Consider the following 24,166-nt stretch of genomic DNA (forward strand, 5'->3'; position numbering starts at 1 on the left):
ATGTTTGCAAATATCCTCACCAAAGTTTTTGGCAGCCGCAACGACAGAACGCTAAAAAAATTAAATAAAGCTGTTACTCAAATCAACACCTATGAGCTTGAGTACGAAGGTCTTACTGATGAGCAACTCAAGGAAAAAACTCAGGAGTTTAAAAATCGACTGAGTGAAGGGGCAACATTGGACGACCTGTTACCAGAAGCCTTTGCTGTGGTGAGAGAAGCCAGTAAACGGGTTTATGGCATGCGCCATTTTGACGTGCAAATGTTGGGGGGGATGGTACTGAATCAGGGAAAAATCGCTGAAATGCGTACCGGTGAAGGTAAAACCCTGACGGCGACATTACCCTCTTATTTGAACGCCGTATCAGGTAAAGGCGTGCACATAGTGACCGTTAACGACTATCTGGCACGACGTGACGCTGAGGGCAACCGCCCCTTGTTTGAGTTTTTGGGGTTAACTGTCGGCTGTAACGTGCCTGGCATGAACCATGATGAGAAGAAGCAAGCGTACGCTGCGGATATTACCTACGGTACCAATAACGAATTTGGTTTCGATTATTTGCGTGACAACATGGCTTTTAGCCCGCAAGAGCGCGTGCAGCGTCCACTCAACTTTGCGGTTATCGACGAAGTGGATTCTATCCTGATTGACGAAGCCCGAACGCCACTGATTATTTCCGGTCCGGCCGAGGACAGTTCTGAGCTGTACCGTCGCATCAATACCATTATTCCGGAACTGGTACAGCAGGATAAAGAAGACGAAGAAGGTCAGGAAGGCGATGGTGACTACACCATTGATGAGAAGGCAAAACAAATCCATCTGACAGAACGCGGTCAGATTCACGTAGAAGAAATTTTGCATCGCATCGGTATTTTGCCGGAAGAAGAATCTCTATATGGCGCTACCAACATTTCGTTGCTGCACCATGTCAATGCGGCATTACGCGCCCATAAACTGTTTCAAAAAGACGTTGATTACATTGTAAAAGACAATGACGTCGTTATCGTTGATGAACACACCGGACGAACTATGGAAGGTCGTCGCTGGTCCGATGGTTTACATCAGGCGGTAGAAGCGAAAGAAGGCGTTAAGATCCAGAATGAAAATCAGACATTAGCTTCTATTACATTCCAGAACTATTTCCGTCTGTACGACAAACTCTCCGGTATGACGGGGACAGCCGACACCGAAGCATTCGAATTTAATCATATCTATGGCCTGGAAACGGTGGTTATACCAACCAACAAACCTATGGTACGTAAGGATATGGCGGATTTGATCTACATGACTGCGGAAGAAAAATACGAAGCTATCGTGGAAGATATTCGCGACTGTGTAAAACGCGGTCAGCCAGCGTTGGTGGGCACGGTGTCCATAGAAAACTCTGAGTTGTTGTCCCGTATACTGAAAAAAGAAAAGATCCCGCACAAGGTACTGAACGCGAAGTTCCACGCCCAGGAAGCTGAAATCGTGGCTCAGGCTGGTAAACCCGGAGCCATCACCATAGCCACCAACATGGCGGGCCGTGGTACTGATATTGTGCTGGGTGGTAACTGGCAGGCAGAAGTGGCCGCCATCAATGATCCTAAACCGCAAAAAGTCGAGAAGATCAAAGCCGAATGGAAAGTACTGCATGACAAAGTGCTGGAAGCCGGTGGTTTGCATATCATAGGTACTGAGCGTCACGAGTCACGTCGTATTGATAACCAGTTGCGTGGTCGTTCTGGTCGTCAGGGTGATCCGGGTTCATCGCGCTTTTATCTGTCATTAGAAGATCCTCTGATGCGCATATTTGCGTCAGACCGCATGGCTGGCATGATGAAGCGTCTGGGAATGGAACGGGGTGAAGCTATCGAGCACCCCTGGGTAACCAAAGCCATTGAAAACGCTCAGCGCAAAGTCGAAGGTCGCAACTTTGATATCCGTAAGCAGTTGTTAGAGTTTGATGATGTTGCTAATGACCAGCGTAAGGTGATTTACGAGCAGCGCAACGAATTGCTGGACGAAGGCGATATTAAAGAAACCATAGACGTTATCCGCAACGATGTGGTTGACGATATGATTAATCAGTACATTCCACCGCAAAGCCTGGAAGAAATGTGGGATGTCAGTGGTCTTGAAGAGCGTCTTAAAGCCGATTTCCTGTTGGATTTGCCCATCGCCAGGTGGTTAGAAGATGACGACAAGCTTTATGAAGAATCATTGCGCGAAAAAATTCACCAGGCCATTGATTCAGCGTATGCCGAGAAAGAAGAGCAGGTTGGTGATTCAGTACTACGGCATTTTGAAAAGGCAATCATGTTGCAAAATCTGGATAGCCACTGGAAAGAACATTTAGCGGCTATGGATCATTTGCGTCAGGGCATTCACCTGCGTGGCTATGCACAAAAGAATCCCAAACAGGAATACAAACGTGAGTCTTTCGAGTTATTCAGCCAGATGTTGGAAACCCTGAAAATCGAAGTGATCAGCATTCTGAGTAAAGTACAGGTACGTGCTCAGTCGGATGTAGATGCGGTAGAAGAAAAGCGCCGCCAGCAGGAACAGGCTGCACCAAAGAACTTCGAACATCAGTCTCCAAATCAGTCGGAAGATCAGGGGCAGCAACAGGTAGTGCGCAATCAACCCAAAGTTGGTCGCAACGATCCTTGTCCTTGTGGCTCTGGTAAGAAATACAAACAATGCCACGGTAAACTGAGCTGACATGACCAAAGTGGTAGAAGTGGCCGTTGGCGTGATTCTGCGAGACGAAGAGGTATTCCTCACTCGCAGAGCCAGCGACGCGCATCAGGGCGGTAAGTGGGAGTTCCCGGGTGGTAAACGCGAAGCCCATGAATCTATGACTGAGGCGCTGTCCAGAGAGCTTCAGGAAGAAGTGGGCATTGAGGTACTCAGTGCCAGCCCACTGATTCAAATTAATCACGATTATGGCGATAAAACCGTTTTACTGGACGTTTATACGGTATCTGAATTTGCTAACGAACCCGAATCTAAAGAGGATTTGGAGTACCGCTGGGTCGCCATCAACCATCTTCCCGAAGTGGATTTTCCTGCGGCGAACGGTGTAATCGTTGACAAGTTACTAAGCCAGTTTGACAGCTAACGACGTCTGATCGCCAGTCGTTGTCGGGCTGAAAATTCCTCACAAAACCTTGATGTCTTATCCCTAATCTGTGTCCTTTTGAAGCAATTCTACCAGTGCACTTTGATCTACGGTGATCAATCCGCGTTTAGGCCGGTCCAGGTCAATGATAATGAACACTATCAGGGTAATTAAGAACGAGATTAATGCTAAAGGCACAAAGACGCGTTTGTTACTCAGCCCCGATGAGTAACCCATCATGCTGATAGAGGCCACAATCACAAAAAGTAATAACAACAATATTGGCTCGGGAACGTGGGCTTTTAACAGTGCACTGCGCTTACTTTGTCTGTCTATCAGTTCGTTTAACGAATTCAGGAATGCACCGGTTGTGGCGGGCCTCGCGTCAGCCTCAGAGGCGGCTATTGCCAGAGACCACAGTTCTGCCTGGATGGCTGCAATACGCAGGCTGTAGGCCTGCCGGTCTTCGGCGAGTGTCAGGTCTACACCAGACATTTCAATGCGGGCCTGTAGGTATTTTTGCATTACCGGTTTTATGGCGGCTTGTTGCTCAGCAGGCAATAGGTCCGCTCGTAGTATGGCGGTGCCAATGGCATTGGCTTCGTCGATTAACGCCATACTGCGGTTGTCGAAACGTTGCATTGACATACTAAAGGTAAACCCTATTAACAGCGCCAGCAAACCAAGTATGCTCACCTGCACCGAGGCTGTTAAGGCTTTGACCTCGTCGTCAGTTCTCGCCTGCACCAGGACGCCAATGCGATAGCACAGCTCATTACAGAAGATGATAATCAAGAACAGTGCGCTGGCAATAGTTATACTGCTGAAACCAAATAAAAATGAAGTGTGCTCGTGGGACATAGCAAGACTAAGTTACTGGCTGAATACGCCTATTTTACGGACGGATTGGCCCTTTCACCAGTTAAACTCGGGACTTCGTGAATAATAAAACACATGTATCACGATCTGTTCCATACCTGGGGTAAAAAATATCTCATTTTTTCCTTTTTCAGGGAATGAAAATCCTCTTTAGCCGTCTTTGTATATGTTCAATGTCACTAACGGGTTATTTTAGTCACCTGGCGGTGACGCTAATCCTTAATCTTACATGGAGTGTTAAAGTGAAACGTGCGCTAATTTGTAGTCTTTTGTTGTTGTTGAATGCCTGTGGCTCAGGTGGAAGTAATCCGTCAGATGAAAATAGCCAGACCCCTGGTAACCCGACAGATATCTCTGCCTACCTGGACAATTTGGCCGCTGAGCAAAACTACCATAGTCTAACGTCAATCAACGAGTCAGTGCTGGCGGATTATCAGTTTTCAGGTGATCCCGAGTACGTAGAAATCCGCATGTACCAGTCAGAGCATAGCCAGGACAGCAATCCCCGCTTTGAAGTGCGGCATGAATTGGATGGAGCGATAAGAACAACGCTTTCTGAAAATCAATTGTTTTATCTGAATGAAGCTTTCAGTGAGTATGGATATGACTATGGTTGCCTGCCTTCCTGGTGCGCAATTTATCTGGTGGCGCTTACGGGAGAACAGGTCACTGTCGTGGATAATCAGGAGGATTTACTTCTGTTTTTGGGAGATATAGATCGACCACATGAATTGCGCTTTATGTTTAACGGTGGAGAGTTTCCAGATTACTATAAAGCGGTAGATGACGGTTATTTGGTATTGACACAATGGTTTAATTGTAACGGGCGAAATGGTGCAAACTTGTGGCATGTTGATACCTGGGGAAATAAGACCTTGAGGGAAAATCTCATTGATCAGGAAGTTAACATGGTGTGTTAATACTGCATTGATAAACAGTATGTCGCCGGGCTATTAAACCCGTTGAAACCAGGTATAAGCAAGCGGGTTTCGTTGCGTCTCGGGCAGCACGATTATGCCATTATCAACAAGCCCATAAGCCTGGGTGTTCATGGTCAGGAATCCCTGGAGCCACAACCGCGGATTTTATTTTTAGTGCGACTCGTGTCGCACTTCGCTGTATGTAATTCTGCGACATATGTCACACTGGGGTAAGATGAAACCAAACGGCACAGAACTTACCATGCTAAAAATGCTCAGGGGACGTTGTCGGTAAAGCGACATCCACAACATACATATATCTGGTGGGCAATGCTGATTTTGGCTCTTTGTCCGTTCATGCCGGTATCCTCCTGGATTGAATTCAGCGCCATACCGGGCAGAGTAACACAGTCTGCTCTTCCCGCGTTGATAATACCTGTAATCGCATCGGCAACGGCGGAAACAGAGTTAACAGCTACAACGCATAGTTCAACACATAGTTCGGTTTTGCTGCTATGGCGTATTTATGCCGGGGGCTGGTGGTGCAGCTTGGTCAGTTGTGTATTTAGTTCATCGGTTTACAGCGACTTTGTGATAAGGCGACTGACTGTCGCGTTGACCTGGTTTAACCCTTTTATTCGGTTAATGGAAATGGGACACAGGGCAGACTATCGGCCTGGTGGGCGTCACCGGCAAGGCCACCGGCCCTCATCTTCACCTGGAAATACGTAAAAATGCAGAACGCCTGGATGCTATGGAAATGTTAGACGGTCTCCAGGCTTCAGTGCTGATTCTGTTGTTTAGCCAACATCTCTTCGATGTCTTCAGGATCAATACTGATTTCACTGGATTGCGTAATGGGGGTAGAAATGGTGTGGCTTTCGTCGGCCCATTCACCCAGGTCGATGAGTTGACAGCGTTTACTGCAAAATGGTCTGTGCTGGTTGTCTTTGGACCACACAATTTCAGTTTGACAGGTAGGGCAGTTTACTTTCATTAAATAGAATACCAGGTTAGAAGAGTGATGCCTGTTAACAACAGGCCAGTTTAAAGTTGATGGCTTTATCGACAGATACCTGTCCCAGTTCATCAGGTTCAAACAACATGAAGCGGATAGCATAGCGGTATTTATTGCCGCTTAGGGTCGGATAATAGTTGTCGTTAGCACCGCAGTGGATACGGATCAGGTCGTTTTTGTCATCCGCAACTCCCTGATAGAATCCTTTCATGGCCTCTACAGCTTCGAAGCGACCTCTTTCTCGTAAAAAGGACAAGGTGATCTCGATGGCTTGCTGGATCAGGCTAAATTCGCCAATCCAGCGCTCGATATCCGCTTTGATATTCGCTTCAGGTTGTTTTAACCAGTAGTGAAGATTGGGTAGATCAAAGCTGCAGGTCGCCCCGGGGATTGAAAAGCGCTGTTTGATTGAGAGCAAAAAGCGCTCACCGCGCAAACCCGAACCTACTTTGGCGCTGCTTTTCAGTTTAGCTTTTAACTCCAGAATGCGCTGCAGCGCCAACTCCAGCGCTTCTTTGTCGATTTTGGGATGCTGTGCCCAGAGGCGCAGATTTTTTTCATGACTATCGATATCTTTCAGAATATCGGTGCGCATGTCCAGCCGCTCTAACAATTCCAGCAGGGTAAAATAACAATCAAAAAAGTGAATAAACTGCCAGTCTTCTGAACACTCTCTGGCGGAATGCAACTGTTTGAAAAGCTGCTCCAGACGCAGATATGTGCGTACTTTTTCGTTGAGTGGAAACTCATAAACGGTGTTAGACATGCAAATGGCTCAATTCGGTTATTATTCGTTACTGCTTTGGGGCTGTGGCATTATGTGCCGCAGCCAAAGTTAAATATTGGCTATGTAATCTTGCTATCTGTGTCAGCAATTGTCCGGTATCGCTATCGTTAACAAGGACGTCATCGGCAACAGCCAGCCGTTCTTTTCTGCCAGCCTGTGCCTGCATTATACTTTTTATTTGCGCTTCTCCAACCCCGTCCCGTTGGCTGGCCCGTTGTAATTGTATTTCTTCCGGACAATCTACCACTAAAACGCGATTCGCCAGGGATTGCAATTGGTTCTCTACCAGCAAGGGGATCGATAAAATTACATAAGCAGACTTCGCCGCCAGACATTGAGATTGCATTTCTGCCCGGATCAGGGGATGCAAAAGCCCGTTAAGCCAGTTTTTATGTTCGGTATTGCTAAACACTTGCGCCCGCAGTTGCGCGCGATCCAGGTGACCCTCTTTGGTCAACACGGCATGGCCGAACTTTTCTGTGATCGCACTCAGGGCCGGGGTACCGGGTTGCACTACCTGCCGGGCAATGACATCGGCATCGACAACGTCAATGTTAAAGTGTTGTGAAAACAAGTCGGAAACTGTGGTTTTACCCGACCCTATGCCACCCGTCAGGCCAACAATAAAGTTGCTCATCAGAGTATCAGTTGCCAGTAAAAGTTAACGATAACGTCACCGTAGAAAAAGGTGATTAATCCGGCAATAGCCAGATAAGGCCCAAAGGGGATAGCCTGACCTTTTTCGGATTGCCGGGTCAGCATCATGGCAATGCCAATAAGTGCGCCGACAAACGACGATAAAATGATGATTACGGGTAAATAACTATATCCGGTCCAGGCGCCAAGCGCGGCCAGGAGTTTAAAATCACCATAACCCATTCCTTCCTTGCCGGTGAGCAATTTAAACGCCCAGTAGACGCTCCATAAACTCAAATAACCCAGCGCGGCCCCTAAAAGTGCGTCTGTGGTTGATACAAAGGTATTGTCAATACTGAGCAGCAGGCCCAGCCACAGTAAGGGCAGGGTAATTTGATCAGGTAACAGCATAGTGTCGATATCGATAAAGGTCAGCGCAATCAGACACCATAAAAATAGTAATGCAAACAACAACTGCACACCGGGTCCGAAGTACAGCGCAAAAGCCACTGATAACAGACCTGTTAGGGCTTCGATGGCCGGGTAGCGCACGGAAATGGGGGTCTGGCATTGACTGCATTTGGCTTTTAACGCAATCCAGCTGAGTACCGGGATATTTTCCCATGCGCGAATCTTGTGGCCACAGGCAGGGCAGGTTGAAGCCGGTACCGCAAGATTAAATCTTTGCGGCAGTGCCGCTTTGTCAGACACGGCTATATCGGTTTGAAAATGCTCTTCGCAAGCGCACCTGAAATCTCGTTCCATCATCACAGGTAAGCGATAAATCACCACATTGAGAAAACTGCCCACTGTCAGACCAACAAACAACACGACGACGTAAAACAGCCAGGGGTAGACATCAAATACGAGTAACAGATTTTCCATTATTATTTTTCTTCTTAGGCATGAAAGGCAGAGTTTACACCACCATACCCAGTTGGAATATAGGTAAATACATGGCAACGATGAGTCCACCGATGACCACACCAAGCACGGCCATGATGATGGGTTCTAATAAAGAGGTTAAACCGTCCACCATATCATCCACTTCACGCTCGTATATTGTGGCAATTTTACCCAGCATGGCATCCACAGAACCCGATTCTTCACCGATGGCCACCATTTGCACCACCATAGGCGGGAACACATTGGTTGAGCGCATGGCGATGTTCATTTGTTCACCGCCTGCGACCTCAGACTTCATGTAGCGAATGGCATCCCGATAAACTGCGTTGCCTGCGGCACCTGCGGCCGATTCCAGCGCTTCAATCAGTGGCACCCCCGCAGCAAACGTGGTGGATAGGGTTCTGGTAAAACGGGCGATGGATGCTTTTACTAATATTTCACCAATTACCGGTACCTTGAGTAATTTTGCATCTAAAGTGTCCCGCAGTTTTTGAGAGTTTTTGTAGGCGCGTTTAAAGGCAATAGCAAAGGCAATCATCCCTATGGCGATAAAGGGGCCATTGTTCTGTACGAAATTTGAAATATTCAATACGAATTGAGTAAAGGGGGGGAGTTCCGCGCCAAATCCGGCAAAAATCTCCTCAAACTGCGGTACCACGAAAACCAGTAATATGGTGGTCACGACAAATGCCACAACAACAACCGCAACCGGATAAAACATGGCCTTTTTGATTTTTGATTTCAGGGCTTCTGCTTTTTCCTTGTAAGTAGCAATGCGATCGTAGATGTCTTCCAGTGCACCGGACTGTTCTCCGGTTTTCACCAGGTCACAGTACAGGTCATCAAAATAATCCGGGTATTTTCGCAATGAGGAAGACAGGGGGTTACCTGATTGTACTTCGGCGGTGATGTGCCCCAGCATCTTGCGCATTGGGGCTTTGTCGTGTCCCTGACCAATCATTTCCAGGGTTTGAATCAAGGTGACCCCGGCTGTCAGCATGGTGGCTATTTGCCTGGATACGTTACATATATCGAGTGCTTCAATTTTGGCGCCGCCCAGTAGCGGTTTGGGTGCTTTTTTTATTTTTGAAATTGAAATGCCACGCCGGCGTAAAATAGATTTGGCTTCGTTGAGTGAGTCGGCGACAAATTCTCCCTTGATGGTTTGTCCTTTTTTGTTTTTCCCCGACCAGACGAATTCAATTTTACCTGCTTCTTTGGCTGCCATAATCTTAAGTGGAGTATCCTGTTACGAAATGAAGGTGCAATACGCTCTAACGTAAAAAGCCCAGTTTTCACCGGGCTTTTGTATCAATATCAGAGGCTTAGCATAAACCAGCAGCCTGACAACCACCGGACTGAGCCCAGGTTACTGCACCGGCTGCCACAGTACCCGTCAGAACATAAGTTTCCGTTGCTGTAACACCTGAAACAACGCCCGCTGCCGGGGTGACTGTAATGGTGTAACCGTCAGCTTCACTGCCACCAAAGGCAATAGTGTTTACCAGTGCAGAAGCTGTCCAGCCAGCTTGCACTGTCAGGCCTGAGCAGTCTGCAGGTGAGCCGGTTTGCACACAAACTTCAACCGCCGTTTTTGCCGGGCTGGCGGCGGATATGACTTCACTAAATGAAGCACGGGCAGAGTAGCTTTGATATGCAGGTAGTGCAATCGCTGCCAGGATACCGATAATTGCGACAACAATCATCAGTTCTATCAACGTAAAACCTTTTTGGTTGTTTTTAACTTGATTCATTTTCTATCTCCAGTTGCGCAATTATGCGGCATTGTTGTTAGCTTATAGTTAAGTCGCTATTTATTGGATTTACAACAAAAAGCCGACTTTCCAAACTCAGTATAGAAGGCAATTTGCATTGGGCAAGTTCGCTTTCCGCTATTTAGTTTGTAATGACAAGATTAGACACAAAAAACCACTTGATAAAGCATGTATTTTGATAACTGATTCTCAAACGTGGTTTTTTAGTCCGAAAATGCGGCAGGTATGTGAAACTGTTCACAACTATTTTGCGCTAATTTGAAGGAAAACAGTTAATTGTGGAGCCTCAGCGAAAGATCGATGGCGCGAATATTTTTGGTGATAGCACCTGAAGAGACAAAATCTACCCCGGTTTCGGCGATTTCAGTAAGGTGGGATGCCTCAACATTGCCCGATACTTCTAATTTAGACTGTCCCTTGTTGATGGCCACAGCGGTTATTACGTCACTTAAACTGAAGTTGTCCAACATGATAATGTCGGCACCGGCGTGCAGCGCTTCCTGCAACTCAGTTAACGATTCAACCTCCACTTCTACCAGTAAATCGCTGTGCATTTGACGGGCTTTTTGAATGGCGGCAGAAATGGAGCCACACCCCATAATGTGGTTTTCTTTGATGAGAAAGCGGTCATACAAACCAATTCGATGATTAGCACCGCCGCCGCAGGTAACGGCGTATTTTTGCCCATAGCGCAATCCGGGCAGGGTTTTTCGGGTATCCAGAATTTGGGTTTTATAGGTGTCCAGTATCCGGGCATAGTGATTGACGGTTGTAGCGGTCGCAGACAGGGTTTGTGCAAAATTTAGGGCTGTACGCTCTCCGGTCAAAATCGCCCGGGTATTGCCCTGCAGGGAAAATAAGGTATCGCCCGCCTGATGATGTTGTCCATCATGAGTATGCCAGGTCAGGGTTATATCATCTGCCAGCAGAGTAAAGGTGGTTTCGACCCATTGTTTTCCAACGAAAACACAAGCCTCTTTACAGATCACCGAAGCACTGTCGCGTTCATCTGGTTCAATCAGGTTGGCCGTTACATCTCGTTGCAACGCCGCCCGCAAGACTTTTTTGGCCTGCTCTGGCGCCGGTAGTCCCTGTTGAAAAAACTCAGACGCAAATATTCCCAGGTCCTGACATAAGCTGGTGATGACAGAATGATAAATTTCGTCGTTGAGTAAAGATTGTTGTTGGCTCATGCAAATACCGATAAATAGACTAGCAGAATGGGTACATCAAAGTCAGCAAACAGATGAAAGCGACCTCATTGGTTTACTGAATTTGCAATTATAACGGACGAATGGTCAGGATGTCTTCACGTTGTGTAAATTCTAACTGTTTAAGTACGCTCATACCCAATAAAATCTCAGGGCCTTCCATGCCGGGGTTGATATTACCCGACACGTTGCTCAGCAAAATGTTGCCGATCTGCAGCGAAGGAATTTGGGTGCGATACACGGTGACCGTGCCGTTAGCGGTTTGGCTTCTGGCTGGCGCGCCGGGTTTCAGGTTGAGTTGTTCAGCGATATTCGCAGGAATTGAGACATTGGTAGCGCCGGTATCCACCAGAAACACCACTTCCTGCTGATTAATGAGACCCGTCGCCACATAGTGGCCATATCGGTTGCGTTTTAGTACCACTGTTGGTCTGCCGTTTTCGTAGCGAGATTCAGGTGCCTCATTCGGGTTGAATTGCGCCATTAATGACTCTTCAAACAGCACACTTACCAGGCCAAGACCCGCTATCCAGGCCAATATGAACATGGCTGTGCCAAATTTTGAGGTACTGTTATGATTTTCGCTGGACAATCGCTTACTCCTGACACCCTTTGTTATGTCTCCGAAAGAAAACTATCAAAACCGGGCCTTTTTTCCAAAAAAAACGTGTAATAATTGTTGAGCATAACGTCTCGGAGTGAAAGTATTGAAAATATCTGATGGCTGGATTCAGCAGGTCAGCCACTATAAAACCGCTCATTGTGATCAAAGGCCTGATGGTATCAAGCCCACTTTGCTGGTGATCCACAATATCAGCCTTCCTCCGGGAGAGTTTGGCCAGGGGTATGTGGCGCCGTTTTTTATGGGGCAACTCAATCCTGAGCAACACGAGTTCTTTCGGGAGATTTACCAGATGCGGGTTTCTGCGCATTGTTTTATCGAACGCACCGGCCGAATCTGTCAGTTTGTGTCTTTTGATGAGCGCGCCTGGCATGCCGGCGTGTCGGTCTTTCAGGGACAACCTCGCTGTAACGATTTTAGCATTGGCGTGGAAATGGAAGGCACTGATCATCTCCCCTATACTGCAGCGCAATACGACGCCCTGGTGCAACTCACTAAAGCGCTAATGGTCCAATATCCAGAGATTAACTTAGCGCGTATAGTAGGGCATAATGATATTGCCTTTGGCCGGAAAACCGATCCCGGAGAAGCCTTTGATTGGGGCTACTACCGCCAGGCTTTGGAAAAATAACTAGAGAAACTTTATGACCCTGATCAGTTTACTGCTCGTGCTCGCATTGGACAGATTGACCACTAAATCTGATATCTGGCGCAGTGAAACCTATATGCTACCCTATCTGGATTTTATGAAATCCAGTCAATGGTTGTATTCACCGGATAAACCCTGGCAATCCTACCTCGCTGTTGCTATTCCTACGTTGTTGGCCTGGGCACTGTTTCAGTATCTGGACAGTTCGTTGCTAATTTTGCTGTGTAATCTGGCGATTTTGTTTGTTGCCGTGGGTTGTCCGCATATCCGCGATAAGTACAAAGGCTATTTGCAGGCGTCTAATCGTGGCGACTTTGCTGCCAGAGATTTGTTTGCTGATGAACTGAAATACCAGCCTGACACCGGGACTTCGTTTGGTCAGCACATGGTATGGATTAATTTTCGCTATTATTTTGCCATTGCAGTGTGGTTTTTAATCTTAGGGGGTACCGGGGCCGTGCTGTATTTGACAGCCCGTATAGTGGAAAGTCAGGCACCGGATGAAGCTTCGCGACATTCTGCTGCGCGTGTACTGACTATATTAGACTGGATACCGGCGCGTCTGTCTGCCTGTGGCTTTTTACTGGTGGGGCATTTTACACAAGGCGTTAAAGCGTTTTCCAGATACCTGTTAGATGTCACCATTAGCGCTAAGGAGATCGTCACCCAGGTGGCAAAATCCAGTGAAGAAGTTGAGCCGGATAACCAGGATTGTACAGAAGAACCCTGTACCATGCTGCGCCTGGCAAAGCGCAATATGATGTTGTTGTTGGCCGTAACAGTGGTACTGACCTTAAGTGGCTGGATAAGTTGATTGAAAAATAACCATTGAATCGAGGTCAGACCAGCACTGATAACCTTAAAAAGGCCACGTAATACGTGGCCTTTTTAGCATTTAACGACTACAACTATGTAATCCGAAGGTGGTATTGGCTTTACCTGACGAGTCATATTCGATATCCTTCATAAATTGGTAAGACCAATTTACCTATTTATTAAGCTGAAAATTTCAGGTTGATTTAATTCGACCCAGCAGAAGCAGATGCAAAAAATTCAAAATAAAAAATTGTCTGACATTATTGTTGAACGATTAGAAGCCATGTTGTTGGAAGGTCAATTCCTGGCCGGTCAAAAACTGCCTCCTGAACGTCAACTGGCTGAAGAGTTTAATGTTTCCAGACCCTCACTGCGTGAGGCAATACAAAAGCTGGAAGCAAAAGGGTTACTGTTGCGCAAACAAGGTGGCGGTACCTGGGTCAGTGATAAATTAGCACCAAAGGTGACTGATCCATTGATGCAACTTATTGCTACCTATCCGGAGAGTCAGTTTGACTTGCTGGAGTTTCGGCATGCGCTGGAAGGCATGGCCGCCTACTATGCTGCGTTGCGCGGTGATGAAGGTGACTTTCTGGCGTTGAATCAGGCGTTGACCCGCACTGAGGTGGCGTATAAAGACGATTGCGTTGAAAAGCAGGCTGAATCACTGGTGGAATTTTATCTGTGTATGGCTAAAGGTTCTCACAATGTCGTATTACTGCACATCATGGGTAATTTACTGGATGTGTTGAAAGACAATATAGAGGGCAACCTGGCGTTATTGCGTAAACGCCCTGATGAGTATCAGCAGATACATCAGCAACGAAAACAAATTGTGGCCGCGATTGTTTCCGGTAATCCGGAGCTGGCCAGACAGGCCAGTAATGAGCATCTGGCCTTTATTGAAAAAACGCTTCTGGAAATTAATTCAGAGGATACTCAAATGCAGCGCGCTTTGCGCCGTATTGAGGTTGGGGGCAAACGCTCACACTAGTTTACAGGATGAATTGTTAGCGGTTCATCCTTTTTATTATGGTAAGTACCAACTCAAATTGGCGCTTGCTCAGGTTAAAACGACAAACATAGGAACACAGCATGGCTGATACGATGCAACCAGACTTGGACCCACAAGAAACGCAAGAATGGTTAGACGCACTCAATGCAGTAATGGAAGAAGAAGGCGCAGATCGCGCTCATTTCCTGCTGGAATCTTTGATTGATAAAGCACGCCGCAGTGGCGTTCATTTACCTCATAAATCCACCACCGCGTATATTAATTCCATTCCCGCTGGTCAGGAACCCACAATGCCGGGTGACCAGACTATGGAAACTAAAATCCGAAACGTGATCCGCTGGAATGCCATGATGATGGTATTGAGAGGGTCTAAAAAGGATTTGGAATTAGGTGGTCATATCTCCAGTTTCCAATCTTCAGCGATGCTTTATGATGTTGGTTTTAACCACTTCTTCCGTGCCCCGGGTGATAACGGCGGCGGCGATTACTTGTTTGTACAGGGCCACTCCGCACCTGGTATTTATGCCCGTTCTTACATCGAAGGTCGCTTGTCTGAAGACCAGCTAAACAACTTCCGTCAGGAAGCGAATGGCGAAGGTTTGTCTTCTTATCCGCACCCGAAACTAATGCCAGACTATTGGCAGTTCCCCACTGTCTCTATGGGCCTTGGCCCAATGCAGGCCATTTATCTGGCACGATTCCTACAATATTTAACTGATCGTGGTTTGAAAGACTGTTCTGACCAGCGTGTATGGTGCTTTATGGGTGATGGTGAAGTTGATGAGCCTGAATCCCTGGGAGCTATTGGTTTGGCCGCTCGCGAAGGCCTGGATAACCTGACTTTTGTTATCAACTGTAACCTGCAGCGTCTGGATGGTCCGGTACGTGGTAATGGCAAAATCATTCAGGAACTGGAAGGCACATTCCGCGGTGCCGGCTGGGAAGTCATTAAAGTGATTTGGGGCCGTTACTGGGATCCACTGTTAGCGCGCGATACTTCCGGTAAATTGATGGATCTGATGATGGAAACCGTTGACGGTGAATATCAGAACTTCAAAGCCAAAGGCGGCGCCTACACCCGTGAGAAATTCTTCGGTAAATATCCCGAATTAAAAGAAATGGTCGCTAACATGTCAGATGACGACATCTGGCGTCTGAACCGCGGTGGTCACGATCCGGTGAAGGTATACGCTGCCTATGACAAGGCGACTAAGACCAAAGGCCGCCCTCAGGTGATCCTGGCTAAAACCGTAAAAGGTTACGGCATGGGTACCGCTGGTGAAGGTAAGAACATCGCCCACAACGTGAAGAAAATGGATACAGGAGCAATCAAAGAATACCGCGATCGCTTTAATATTCCTGTGGCTGATGAACAACTGGCTGATCTGCCTTACTATAAATTCGCAGAGGACAGCGAGGAAATGCGCTATCTGCGCGCTCGTCGCGAGTCGTTGAACGGCTACATGCCCAAGCGTTTGCCGCAAAGCTCTGAAACACTTGAAGCGCCGCCGTTGAGTGCTTTTGATGCCGTTCTTAAAGGCTCCAATGGTCGTGAAATCTCCACTACCATGGCGTTTGTACGAGTACTTACTGCCATGCTGAAAGACAAAAAAGTCGGCAAGCGTGTAGTACCTATTATTCCTGATGAAGCCCGTACTTTTGGTATGGAAGGTTTGTTCCGTCAGGTGGGTATTTATGCCCACGAAGGGCAGAAATACGAGCCCCAGGATTCTGATCAGGTTGCTTATTACCGCGAAGACAAAAAAGGTCAGGTGCTGCAGGAAGGTATTAATGAATTAGGTTCCATGGCTTCCTGGTTAGCCGCAGGCACGTCTTATTCTATCAACGACCTGCCAATGATCCCGGTTTATATTTACTACTCCATGTTCGGTTTCCAACGTATTGGCGACTTGGCATGGGCGGCTGGTGATTCACAGGCCCGTGGCTTCCTGGTAGGTGGCACGGCTGGGCGTACCACACTAAATGGTGAAGGTTTACAGCATCAGGATGGTCATTCCCATGTTCAGGCGAATACGATTCCCAACTGTATCACTTACGATCCTACCTATGGTTACGAAGTAGCTGTGGTGGTACAGGACGGTATGCGTCGCATGTTCCAGGAACAGGAAAACGTGTTCTATTACATTACGGTAATGAACGAAAACTATGTACAACCGGCGATGCCAGACGGTGTTGAAGAAGGCATAGTCAAAGGTATCTACAAGTTGGATACGGTGGAAGCTAAAAAGTCTAAATTGTCAGTGAAGCTGTTAGGTTGCGGTACTATCCTGGAGCAGGTGCGCGAAGCCGCCACTATGCTGGCAGAGGATTTTGGTGTTACCTCAGAAGTGTACAGTGTGACTTCTTTCAACAACCTGGGCCGCGACGGACAAGACGTTGAACGCCTGAACATGCTGAATCCAACTGCTGAAGCGAAAAAAGCGTACGTTACCGAAGTACTGGAAGCCGGTGTGAAAGGTCCGACTATCGCTGCAACGGACTACATGAAGTCCTTTGCTGAGCAAATTCGTGCCTATGTACCAGGTGCGTATAAAGTGTTGGGCACCGATGGTTTTGGTCGTTCAGACAGTCGTGCCAACCTGCGTAACCACTTTGAGGTAGACGCGAAATTCGTGGTGCTTGCAGCCTTATCTGAGTTGCTCAAAGCGGGCGACATCGACGCCAAAGTGGTCACCGGTGCTATCGACAAGTTTGGTATTTCCTCTGACAAAATTAATCCGCTGAACGCGTAAACAAACGGGAGAATAGCAATGAGCAATGATGTTTTAGTCCCGGATGTGGGCGGCGAAGAAGTCGAAGTTATTGAAGTCTGTGTCAGTGTTGGCGACAGTGTAGAAGCTGAAGATTCGCTGATCACTGTAGAAAGTGACAAAGCCAGCATGGACATTCCCGCGCCTTTTGCCGGTAAGATCACCGAAATTCTGGTGGCTGTAGGTGATAAGGTGGGGCAGGATAAGCTGATTATGAAAATGGAATCAGCGGATTCAGAAGATGCGAATACCGAAGACGCTAAATCAGAAGAATCTTCGGAGAAGGCTGAACAAGCACCGACTCCAGCTCCTGCAGAAGCAGAAAAAAGCGAAACCGAGGCAGCTAAACCTGCTTCTGGTGGCAGTGTTATTGAGGTAACAGTCCCTGATATTGGCGATGCTTCCGATGTTGATGTGATTGAAATACTGGTGAAAGCCGGTGATAGCGTTGAAGCTGAAGACGGCCTGATCACGCTGGAAACCGACAAAGCCACCATGGATGTTCCTGCACCTAAATCTGGTGTAGTGAAAGAACTTAGAATTAATGTAGGTGACAAAGTTTCTAAAGGCAGTCTGGTGCTGTTACTGGAGACCAGCGACGGTGGCTCTGCCAGTGAAGAGTCTGCTGCAGCACCTGCACCTGAAGCGGAAGCAGAACCTGCGGCCGCAGCATCAGGCAGCAGCGTGATAGAAGTCTCTGTTCCTGATATCGGTGATGCAGCCGATGTTGACGTTATCGAAGTGCTGGTTAGTGTCGGAGACAGTATTGATGCCGAAACCGGCTTAATCACTCTGGAAACCGACAAAGCCACCATGGATGTGCCTTCGCCTAAAGCCGGTGTGGTAAAAGAAATGCTGGTGAAAACCGGTGATAAGGTGAGCAAAGGCTCACCGGTGATCATGCTGGAAGTAGCTGGCGAAACGCCAGCTGCAAAAAGTGAGCCAGCGCCAGCGGCGAAAGCTCAGGCACCGGCCCCGTCACCTGCGGCTCCTGCGCCTAAAGCACCACCAGTGCCACATCATCCGTCTGCCGGTGAAAAGCCGAAGTCGGGTAGCGTCTATGCTTCGCCTTCTATTCGCCGCTTAGCGCGTGAATTTGGCGTAGACCTGACTCAGGTGTCAGGGTCAGGGCGCAAAGGTCGTATTCTGAAAGAAGACGTACAGTCTTATGTGAAGTATGAATTGTCTCGTCCTAAAGCTAATGCAGCCAGCTCGACGGCAGCAGGCGCAGGCGGTTTACAGGTACTGGCACAGCCTAAAGTCGATTTCAGCAAGTTTGGTGAAATCGAAGAGCAGGCATTAACCCGTATTCAGAAGCTTTCTGGTCCCAATCTGCATCGCAACTGGGTCACTATCCCGCATGTTACACAATTTGAAGATGCGGATATCACCGATCTGGAAGCTTTCCGCAAAGAGCAGAATGCCATCAATGAGAAAAGAAAGCTGGGCGTGAAAATCACCCCACTGGTTTTTATCATGAAAGCGGCTGCCAGTGCCTTGCTGGAATACCCAACCTTTAACTCCTCTTTGTCAGAGTCGGGTGAAGCCCTGATTCTGAAAAAGTATGTGCATATTGGTATTGCGGTAGACACGCCTAATGGTTTGGTGGTACCCGTTGTGCGTGATGTGGACAAAAAGGGCGTGATTGAAATTTCGCGTGAATTGATGGAAATCAGCCAAAAAGCCCGCGACGGTAAGTTGAAGGCGGCTGATATGCAGGGTGGATGTTTCACCATTTCCAGCTTAGGCGGGATTGGCGGTACCGCGTTTACGCCTATTGTAAATGCGCCAGAAGTCGCCATATTGGGTGTATCGAAAAGCGATATGAAACCCAAGTGGAATGGTAAAGAGTTTGAGCCAAGGTTAACCTTGCCGTTATCTTTGTCTTACGACCACCGGGTTATCGACGGTGCCCTGGCGGCCCGCTTTGCGGTGCACCTGTCTGAGGTACTTAGCGACATCCGTCGCCTGGTTATGTAAACAGAAATTGGCAGGAATCACTTCCTGCCTTTGCCTTTATGGCATTTGCTGTTTACACTTGCGGCGTTTGTACCCGAGTTATGGCTTAAGCCTCATTGAAAAAGGGTGAAAGGCCACAAGAACAAAGAGTTATTTGCTGCCCTCAGTTAATGCAGCAGAACAAGATAGAACAACCAAATACACAATTTTGAGGTCATCATGAGCGAAATTAAAACTCAGCTGGTAGTGCTGGGCGCCGGTCCTGGCGGTTACTCTGCGGCATTCCGTGCAGCAGACTTAGGCATCGAAACCATTCTTGTAGACGCGCGCGACACCCTGGGTGGTGTTTGTCTGAACGTGGGCTGTATCCCTTCTAAAGCCTTATTGCACGTTGCGAAAGTTATTGATGATGCCAAAGAAATGGCCGCTCATGGTGTGACTTTTGGCGAGCCTCAAATCGATCTGGATAAGGTTCGTGGCTGGAAAGACAGTGTTATCGGACAGCTGACCAAAGGCCTGTCTGGCATGTCGAAAATGCGTAAAGTTAAACATGTTCAGGGTTATGGCAAGTTTACTGGTAGCAACACCCTGGTGGTTGACGGCAAAGACGGTGTCACCACGATTAACTTCGACAACGCCATTATTGCCGCAGGTTCTGAGCCGGTTACTTTACCATTCATCCCACATGATGATCCTCGCGTCATTGATTCAACCGGTGCGCTGGAGATGCAAGACATCCCAGGCAAGATGCTGGTGTTAGGTGGTGGTATTATCGGTCTGGAAATGGGTACGGTATATCGCGCGCTGGGTAGCGAAATTGACGTGGTTGAGTTCCTTGACCAGCTTATCCCGGCTGCCGACAAAGATATTATCAAGGTTTATCAGAAGTACGTTAAAGATAAGTTCAACGTAATGCTGGAAACCAAAGTGACTGCTGTAGAAGCTAAAGATGATGGCTTATATGTTACCTTTGAAGGCAAGCAGGCACCTAAAGAGCCAGTGCGTTACGACAAAGTGTTGGTAGCGGTTGGCCGTCGTCCAAATGGCAAGCTGGTTGACGCTGATAAAGCCGGTGTAAACGTTGATGATCGTGGCTTTATTAACGTTGATAAGCAACTGCGTACTAACGTAAATAACATCTATGCCATTGGTGACCTGGTTGGCCAACCAATGCTGGCTCACAAAGCGGTGCATGAAGGCCACGTGGCTGCTGAAGTTATCTCTGGTATGAAGCATTACTTCGATCCGCGCTGCATTCCTTCAGTGGCTTACACGGATCCGGAAGTTGCCTGGGTAGGTGTTACCGAGAAAGAAGCGAAAGAACAGGGCTTAAAAGTAGAAACAGCGACATTCCCGTGGGCGGCTTCTGGTCGTGCGATTGCTTCTGGTCGTACCGAAGGTATGACTAAGTTGATCTTCGATAAAGACACACATCGCGTATTAGGTGGTGCCATGATTGGTATCAACGCCGGTGAAATGCTGGGCGAAATCGGCCTTGCGGTTGAAATGGGTGCAGATGCGGAAGATATCGCATTGACTATCCATGCTCACCCAACGCTGAATGAGTCTATCGGCCTGGCGGCAGAAATGTACGAAGGTTCTATTACTGATTTGCCAAATCCAAAGGCAAAAAAGAAGAAGTAATTAACCACAGCGTGTTGAACTTTTAAAAGGTCGCGCAAGCGGCCTTTTTTGTTTAATGCAATCGGGTAGTTAAACGCTAATTTTTGGTGAATTCAGTTGCTACGTTGAGCTGCAAAACATCGGTGTGAATGGCATGTTGAATCCCGAAAAAATAATCTATATCAACTTCTTTAGCCTTCAGTTTCAGCCTGACGTTTTTGTTACTTAACGTCATTTCTTTTATTTCTTCACATGGGAACTTGCTCAAAAACGGAAAATTATAGCAATACAGTGAGCCGTCTTTAACTTTCACTGCATATCTGCCTCTGAAATACACCATGGTCGTGATCGCAACAAAAATTAAGAAGTTAATGCTCAGGTTAATCGTACTTTCTTCAGAAAATGAGAAACGAGACAGCGGTAAATAGAACACTGTAATGCTGAATAAAAAATTGTATAGAAAAAAATAATTCACACTGAACTCATGTGCCGTTGTTGCTAAACCAAGAGCAGATCATGCCCGAAGCTATACCTGAAGAAATCGGCGTGTCGCAAAACACCGCGCTCGTTATAAACAAACTACCGGATTAGTTACCCTGAATTGTAACGCTTTTCAGACTTTTGAAAATGGCACGGGCGTAACTGATGTAAAAATAAAGGCCAATTGTCAGGGCTGATGCAAATGTACTTAGTAACACAGATGTAGCGTTAAACTGAACAAAATCAGCAACGTTTATCCCCCAGATAAGCAAACCGGTAGCGATACCAAGCACAAAGGTAAGTATTACCATACATCCCAGTTCGAACGATAATTCATTGAGGCTTTCAGTGGCGGAGGGGGTTCTTTCCATAAAAATACTGCACAAAGGACAAGAAAACGCATGTTCGCATAAATATATTACCTTTTAAATACTTATTCGTTGATCTCACATAAATGTCCGAAAAGTCTTACAGGCTATGGCTGCAATCGCTCACTCTGGTGATGACTGTGCTTGCGGTATATTTTTAATATTGTAATCAACTTACCTAATCGATTGTGTTTCTGGATTTATCAAAAGGCTCACCCAGGTTCAGTGGTAAAACCCGCTGTACCCATTGCAACAAAAAAAATGTTGCCCTCAGAGACGGGGTTATGCGAAACCTGCAGCAATAAACTGGATTCATTGTTTGGTACAGACGTCACCGATATGTATGGGCTGTTGAAAAAGCAACCGGATAAACCCTAATCCTGACCTTTTGCCTGTTCATCGTTACCATTCCAACTTAACTCTCCACAATGTTTCGACTTGTTAAGGGCACTCAACAAAATGTGAGTGATTGGTTTTGCCTTGTTGCCTGGCTGAAAGTACACTGAGTAATCGACAGAAAACAATAATTAAGGAACACCATGAAGAAGCTAAACATACTGGCTCTAAGTGTCGCACTGGCACTGGGCCTCAGCGCGACGGGTTGCAGCAAAGCGCCACAGGAAACCGCCTCATCAGAACAGCCTCAGGCACAAAAAGCGACGGCAGAACAATCCTACAGTTCGGGTATTTACCTCGAGAACATGGATACCAGTGTCAGGCCCGGCAATGATTTTTTCCGCTACGTCAATGGCAGCTGGTATGACAAAACAGAAATCCCGGCTGACAAAGCCAGTTATGGTGGTTTCGGTATTTTGCGCGATGAAGCCCAGGAAAAGGTATTGGAAATTATCAATGCCTCGGCTGAAGGGGATTTTGCGCAAGGAACTGACGAGCAAAAAGTAGGGGATTTGTATAATTCCTATATGGATATGGAGAAGCGTAATGCGCTGGGCGTGACGCCATTGGCCGGTGAACTGGCTGTCATTGACGCCATCGAATCTCAGCAAGACCTGGCCAGGTACTTTGCGCGGGCCAGCAAGTATGGTTTTGGTGCTCCTTTTGTCATTGGGCAATATGTGGATTTCAAAAATCCGGAAACCTATATGATTTACAGCTGGCAGGCTGGCCTGGGATTGCCGGATCGCGAGTACTATTTTAAAGCGGACGAAGCCAGTCAGGAAATCCGCAATAAATATCTGGCCCATATCGCAAAGATGTTTGAGTTAACCGGCTTAGGTGATGGCGAAGCGAACGCCAATACCATTATGGCGCTGGAAACCAGGCTTGCTGATCACCACATGAAAAAAGAAGAAACCCGCAATATGGTGGCTTTGTACAACAAGGTGATGTTGCCGGAACTGACCACTGTGATGCCTGACTTCCCCTGGAATGTGTTTTTCGAAGAGGCGCAATTATCCAATCTGGATGGTCTGGTGGTGACCCAGATGGATTATATGCAGCAGCTCAACGACATTATCCAGCAAACACCGATGGCAGACTGGAAGACGTTCCTGAAGTGGGGATTGGTCAATGCCACGGCTTCTCGCCTGAATGAAGAGATTGATGCTCAAAACTTCGAGTTTTACAGTAAAACCTTGTACGGCGTAGAAGAGCCTCGCCCTCTCTGGCGACGTGGCGTTTCCTTGTTGAATGATCATGTCGGCGAAATCATTGGTAAGGTTTACGTTAAGCAGCATTTTCCGCCGGAAGCAAAAGCGCGCATGGAAAAGCTGGTAGAGAATCTGCTGCTGGCTTATGAAGACAGCATTAAAAACCTCACCTGGATGACAGAAGACACCAAAAAAGAAGCGCTGGATAAACTGTCCAAGTTTACCCCTAAAATTGGTTATCCCGACAAGTGGCGTGATTATTCATTGCTGAAAGTGGATGCTAACGATCTGTACGGAAACCTGATGCGTTCGTCCGAAGCGCAGTACCAGCAAATGTTGGAAAAACAGAGTGGGCCAGTACAAAAACATGAATGGGCCATGACCCCGCAAACCGTCAATGCCTATTACAATCCGCCTATGAACGAAATCGTTTTCCCGGCGGCAATACTGCAACCGCCATTTTTCAATATGGAAGCTGAAGATGCAGTTAACTACGGTGGAATTGGCGCTGTTATTGGACATGAAATTGGCCACGGTTTTGATGATTCCGGTAGCACTTTTGACGGTGATGGCGTGTTGCGCAACTGGTGGACTGATGTGGACAAACAGGAGTTTGAGAATCGCACGGCGCAATTAATCGAGCAGTACAATCAGTTTGAAGCGCTGCCGGGTGTTTTCGTAAATGGCGAATTTACGTTGGGAGAAAATATCGGTGATCTTGGCGGTATCAGTATCGCGCTTAAAGCTTATCAACTCTCTCTGGACGGTAAAGAAGCACCGGTAATGGATGGCTTCACCGGTGAACAAAGAGTTTTCCTGGGTTTTGGCCAGGTGTGGGCTAACAAGTATCGCGATGAGGCGCTGCGCAATCAGATTGATACCGACCCCCATTCACCCAGCCACTTCAGAGCGAATGGTGCGGTGCGCAATGTGCCCGAGTTCTACCAGGCCTTTGATATCAGTCCGGAAGATGCCCTGTATCTGGCGCCGGAAGACAGAGTTAAAATCTGGTAACTAA

General features: G+C 47.3%; 21 protein-coding genes and 1 pseudogene. 11 read left to right on the top strand and 11 right to left on the bottom strand.

Translation table 11 applies throughout. From position 1 onward, the window contains the following. Positions 1-2,703, top strand: coding sequence for a preprotein translocase subunit SecA (gene secA / locus LJ740_RS08415; protein WP_229528629.1), 2,703 nt, complete (start codon positions 1-3; stop codon positions 2,701-2,703). A 1-nt stretch (position 2,704) separates the two neighbouring features. After that, the gene (gene mutT / locus LJ740_RS08420; protein ID WP_229528630.1) at positions 2,705-3,103 is read left to right on the top strand and encodes an 8-oxo-dGTP diphosphatase MutT; all 399 of its coding nucleotides are present in this window, start codon (positions 2,705-2,707) and stop codon (positions 3,101-3,103) included. Positions 3,104-3,166: 63 nt separating this feature from the next. Here the strand turns inward: mutT and LJ740_RS08425 are convergent, their stop codons facing one another. After that, positions 3,167-3,964, bottom strand: a complete 798-nt coding sequence (locus tag LJ740_RS08425; protein WP_229528631.1) for a bestrophin-like domain — start codon at positions 3,962-3,964, stop codon at positions 3,167-3,169. A 260-nt stretch (positions 3,965-4,224) separates the two neighbouring features. Here LJ740_RS08425 and LJ740_RS08430 point away from each other — a divergent pair, with 260 nt between their 5' ends. Together LJ740_RS08430 and LJ740_RS23425 are read left to right on the top strand one after the other, a co-directional pair. After that, positions 4,225-4,902 carry a hypothetical protein gene (locus LJ740_RS08430; protein WP_229528632.1) on the top strand — a complete coding sequence of 226 codons (678 nt, stop codon included), beginning with the start codon at positions 4,225-4,227 and terminating at the stop codon, positions 4,900-4,902. Positions 4,903-5,572: 670 nt separating this feature from the next. Next, positions 5,573-5,641 (top strand): annotated as a pseudogene (locus tag LJ740_RS23425) (hypothetical protein); the annotation flags it as partial. Between the two features lie 42 nt (positions 5,642-5,683). On the opposite strand, the gene yacG reads toward LJ740_RS23425, so the two are convergent. The 8 genes from yacG to LJ740_RS08470 all read right to left on the bottom strand — a co-directional run bounded on the left by yacG (position 5,684) and on the right by LJ740_RS08470 (position 11,782). Continuing rightward, the gene (yacG, locus tag LJ740_RS08435; RefSeq protein ID WP_229528633.1) at positions 5,684-5,899 is read right to left on the bottom strand and encodes a DNA gyrase inhibitor YacG; all 216 of its coding nucleotides are present in this window, start codon (positions 5,897-5,899) and stop codon (positions 5,684-5,686) included. Between the two features lie 34 nt (positions 5,900-5,933). Continuing rightward, positions 5,934-6,686 (bottom strand): cell division protein ZapD, encoded by a 753-nt coding sequence (zapD, locus tag LJ740_RS08440; RefSeq protein ID WP_229528634.1) that lies wholly within the window; start codon positions 6,684-6,686, stop codon positions 5,934-5,936. Between the two features lie 28 nt (positions 6,687-6,714). Beyond that, a complete protein-coding gene (gene coaE, locus LJ740_RS08445) occupies positions 6,715-7,344 on the bottom strand; it encodes a dephospho-CoA kinase (protein WP_229528635.1) in 630 nt (209 codons plus the stop codon). Beyond that, entirely contained in the window at positions 7,344-8,228 is an 885-nt protein-coding gene (locus tag LJ740_RS08450; RefSeq protein ID WP_229528636.1) for a prepilin peptidase, read from the bottom strand. The genes coaE and LJ740_RS08450 overlap by 1 nt, the downstream gene beginning before the upstream one ends. A 34-nt stretch (positions 8,229-8,262) precedes the next feature. Further along, positions 8,263-9,477 carry a type II secretion system F family protein gene (locus LJ740_RS08455; protein WP_229528637.1) on the bottom strand — a complete coding sequence of 405 codons (1,215 nt, stop codon included), beginning with the start codon at positions 9,475-9,477 and terminating at the stop codon, positions 8,263-8,265. A 97-nt stretch (positions 9,478-9,574) separates the two neighbouring features. Then, positions 9,575-10,003, bottom strand: coding sequence for a pilin (locus tag LJ740_RS08460; protein ID WP_229528638.1), 429 nt, complete (start codon positions 10,001-10,003; stop codon positions 9,575-9,577). A gap of 293 nt (positions 10,004-10,296) precedes the next feature. After that, positions 10,297-11,217, bottom strand: a complete 921-nt coding sequence (nadC, locus tag LJ740_RS08465; protein WP_229528639.1) for a carboxylating nicotinate-nucleotide diphosphorylase — start codon at positions 11,215-11,217, stop codon at positions 10,297-10,299. Positions 11,218-11,305: 88 nt separating this feature from the next. Next, positions 11,306-11,782, bottom strand: coding sequence for a retropepsin-like aspartic protease family protein (locus LJ740_RS08470; RefSeq protein WP_229528901.1), 477 nt, complete (start codon positions 11,780-11,782; stop codon positions 11,306-11,308). 160 nt (positions 11,783-11,942) lie between these two features. On the opposite strand from LJ740_RS08470, the gene ampD reads away from it, so the two are divergent. The 6 genes from ampD to lpdA all read left to right on the top strand — a co-directional run bounded on the left by ampD (position 11,943) and on the right by lpdA (position 20,711). Beyond that, positions 11,943-12,488, top strand: coding sequence for a 1,6-anhydro-N-acetylmuramyl-L-alanine amidase AmpD (ampD, locus tag LJ740_RS08475; RefSeq protein WP_229528640.1), 546 nt, complete (start codon positions 11,943-11,945; stop codon positions 12,486-12,488). 13 nt (positions 12,489-12,501) lie between these two features. Continuing rightward, positions 12,502-13,320: a beta-lactamase regulator AmpE gene (gene ampE, locus LJ740_RS08480; protein WP_229528641.1), complete on the top strand. Its 819-nt coding sequence runs from the start codon at positions 12,502-12,504 to the stop codon at positions 13,318-13,320. Between the two features lie 228 nt (positions 13,321-13,548). Further along, positions 13,549-14,316, top strand: a complete 768-nt coding sequence (pdhR, locus tag LJ740_RS08485; RefSeq protein WP_229528642.1) for a pyruvate dehydrogenase complex transcriptional repressor PdhR — start codon at positions 13,549-13,551, stop codon at positions 14,314-14,316. Between the two features lie 101 nt (positions 14,317-14,417). Next, positions 14,418-17,090, top strand: a complete 2,673-nt coding sequence (gene aceE, locus LJ740_RS08490; protein WP_229528643.1) for a pyruvate dehydrogenase (acetyl-transferring), homodimeric type — start codon at positions 14,418-14,420, stop codon at positions 17,088-17,090. Between the two features lie 12 nt (positions 17,091-17,102). Further along, positions 17,103-19,088 carry a dihydrolipoyllysine-residue acetyltransferase gene (gene aceF / locus LJ740_RS08495; RefSeq protein ID WP_229528902.1) on the top strand — a complete coding sequence of 662 codons (1,986 nt, stop codon included), beginning with the start codon at positions 17,103-17,105 and terminating at the stop codon, positions 19,086-19,088. Positions 19,089-19,286: 198 nt separating this feature from the next. Next, positions 19,287-20,711: a dihydrolipoyl dehydrogenase gene (gene lpdA / locus LJ740_RS08500; RefSeq protein ID WP_229528644.1), complete on the top strand. Its 1,425-nt coding sequence runs from the start codon at positions 19,287-19,289 to the stop codon at positions 20,709-20,711. Between the two features lie 76 nt (positions 20,712-20,787). Here the strand turns inward: lpdA and LJ740_RS08505 are convergent, their stop codons facing one another. Together LJ740_RS08505 and LJ740_RS08510 are read right to left on the bottom strand one after the other, a co-directional pair. After that, positions 20,788-21,165 (bottom strand): hypothetical protein, encoded by a 378-nt coding sequence (locus LJ740_RS08505; protein WP_229528645.1) that lies wholly within the window; start codon positions 21,163-21,165, stop codon positions 20,788-20,790. Between the two features lie 112 nt (positions 21,166-21,277). Then, positions 21,278-21,541, bottom strand: a complete 264-nt coding sequence (locus LJ740_RS08510; protein WP_229528646.1) for a hypothetical protein — start codon at positions 21,539-21,541, stop codon at positions 21,278-21,280. Positions 21,542-22,077: 536 nt separating this feature from the next. Between LJ740_RS08510 and LJ740_RS08515 the strand changes: the two genes are divergently transcribed. Further along, positions 22,078-24,162 carry a M13 family metallopeptidase gene (locus tag LJ740_RS08515; protein WP_229528647.1) on the top strand — a complete coding sequence of 695 codons (2,085 nt, stop codon included), beginning with the start codon at positions 22,078-22,080 and terminating at the stop codon, positions 24,160-24,162. Positions 24,163-24,166 lie beyond the last annotated feature (4 nt).

The sequence above is a fragment of the Planctobacterium marinum genome, from assembly GCF_020687805.1.
Classification (GTDB): Bacteria; Pseudomonadota; Gammaproteobacteria; order Enterobacterales; family Alteromonadaceae; genus Planctobacterium; species Planctobacterium marinum.

Coding starts and splice junctions, on each gene's coding strand:
- coaE (WP_229528635.1), bottom strand. CDS start 7,344: ATGAGCAACTTTATTGTTGGCCTGACGGGTGGCATAGGGTCGGGTAAA.
- LJ740_RS08470 (WP_229528901.1), bottom strand. CDS start 11,782: ATGTTCATATTGGCCTGGATAGCGGGTCTTGGCCTGGTAAGTGTGCTG.
- LJ740_RS08425 (WP_229528631.1), bottom strand. CDS start 3,964: ATGTCCCACGAGCACACTTCATTTTTATTTGGTTTCAGCAGTATAACT.
- zapD (WP_229528634.1), bottom strand. CDS start 6,686: ATGTCTAACACCGTTTATGAGTTTCCACTCAACGAAAAAGTACGCACA.
- LJ740_RS08515 (WP_229528647.1), top strand. CDS start 22,078: ATGAAGAAGCTAAACATACTGGCTCTAAGTGTCGCACTGGCACTGGGC.
- LJ740_RS08510 (WP_229528646.1), bottom strand. CDS start 21,541: ATGGAAAGAACCCCCTCCGCCACTGAAAGCCTCAATGAATTATCGTTC.
- nadC (WP_229528639.1), bottom strand. CDS start 11,217: ATGAGCCAACAACAATCTTTACTCAACGACGAAATTTATCATTCTGTC.
- pdhR (WP_229528642.1), top strand. CDS start 13,549: ATGCAAAAAATTCAAAATAAAAAATTGTCTGACATTATTGTTGAACGA.
- secA (WP_229528629.1), top strand. CDS start 1: ATGTTTGCAAATATCCTCACCAAAGTTTTTGGCAGCCGCAACGACAGA.
- lpdA (WP_229528644.1), top strand. CDS start 19,287: ATGAGCGAAATTAAAACTCAGCTGGTAGTGCTGGGCGCCGGTCCTGGC.
- yacG (WP_229528633.1), bottom strand. CDS start 5,899: ATGAAAGTAAACTGCCCTACCTGTCAAACTGAAATTGTGTGGTCCAAA.
- ampE (WP_229528641.1), top strand. CDS start 12,502: ATGACCCTGATCAGTTTACTGCTCGTGCTCGCATTGGACAGATTGACC.
- aceE (WP_229528643.1), top strand. CDS start 14,418: ATGGCTGATACGATGCAACCAGACTTGGACCCACAAGAAACGCAAGAA.
- mutT (WP_229528630.1), top strand. CDS start 2,705: ATGACCAAAGTGGTAGAAGTGGCCGTTGGCGTGATTCTGCGAGACGAA.
- LJ740_RS08460 (WP_229528638.1), bottom strand. CDS start 10,003: ATGAATCAAGTTAAAAACAACCAAAAAGGTTTTACGTTGATAGAACTG.
- LJ740_RS08450 (WP_229528636.1), bottom strand. CDS start 8,228: ATGGAAAATCTGTTACTCGTATTTGATGTCTACCCCTGGCTGTTTTAC.
- LJ740_RS08455 (WP_229528637.1), bottom strand. CDS start 9,477: ATGGCAGCCAAAGAAGCAGGTAAAATTGAATTCGTCTGGTCGGGGAAA.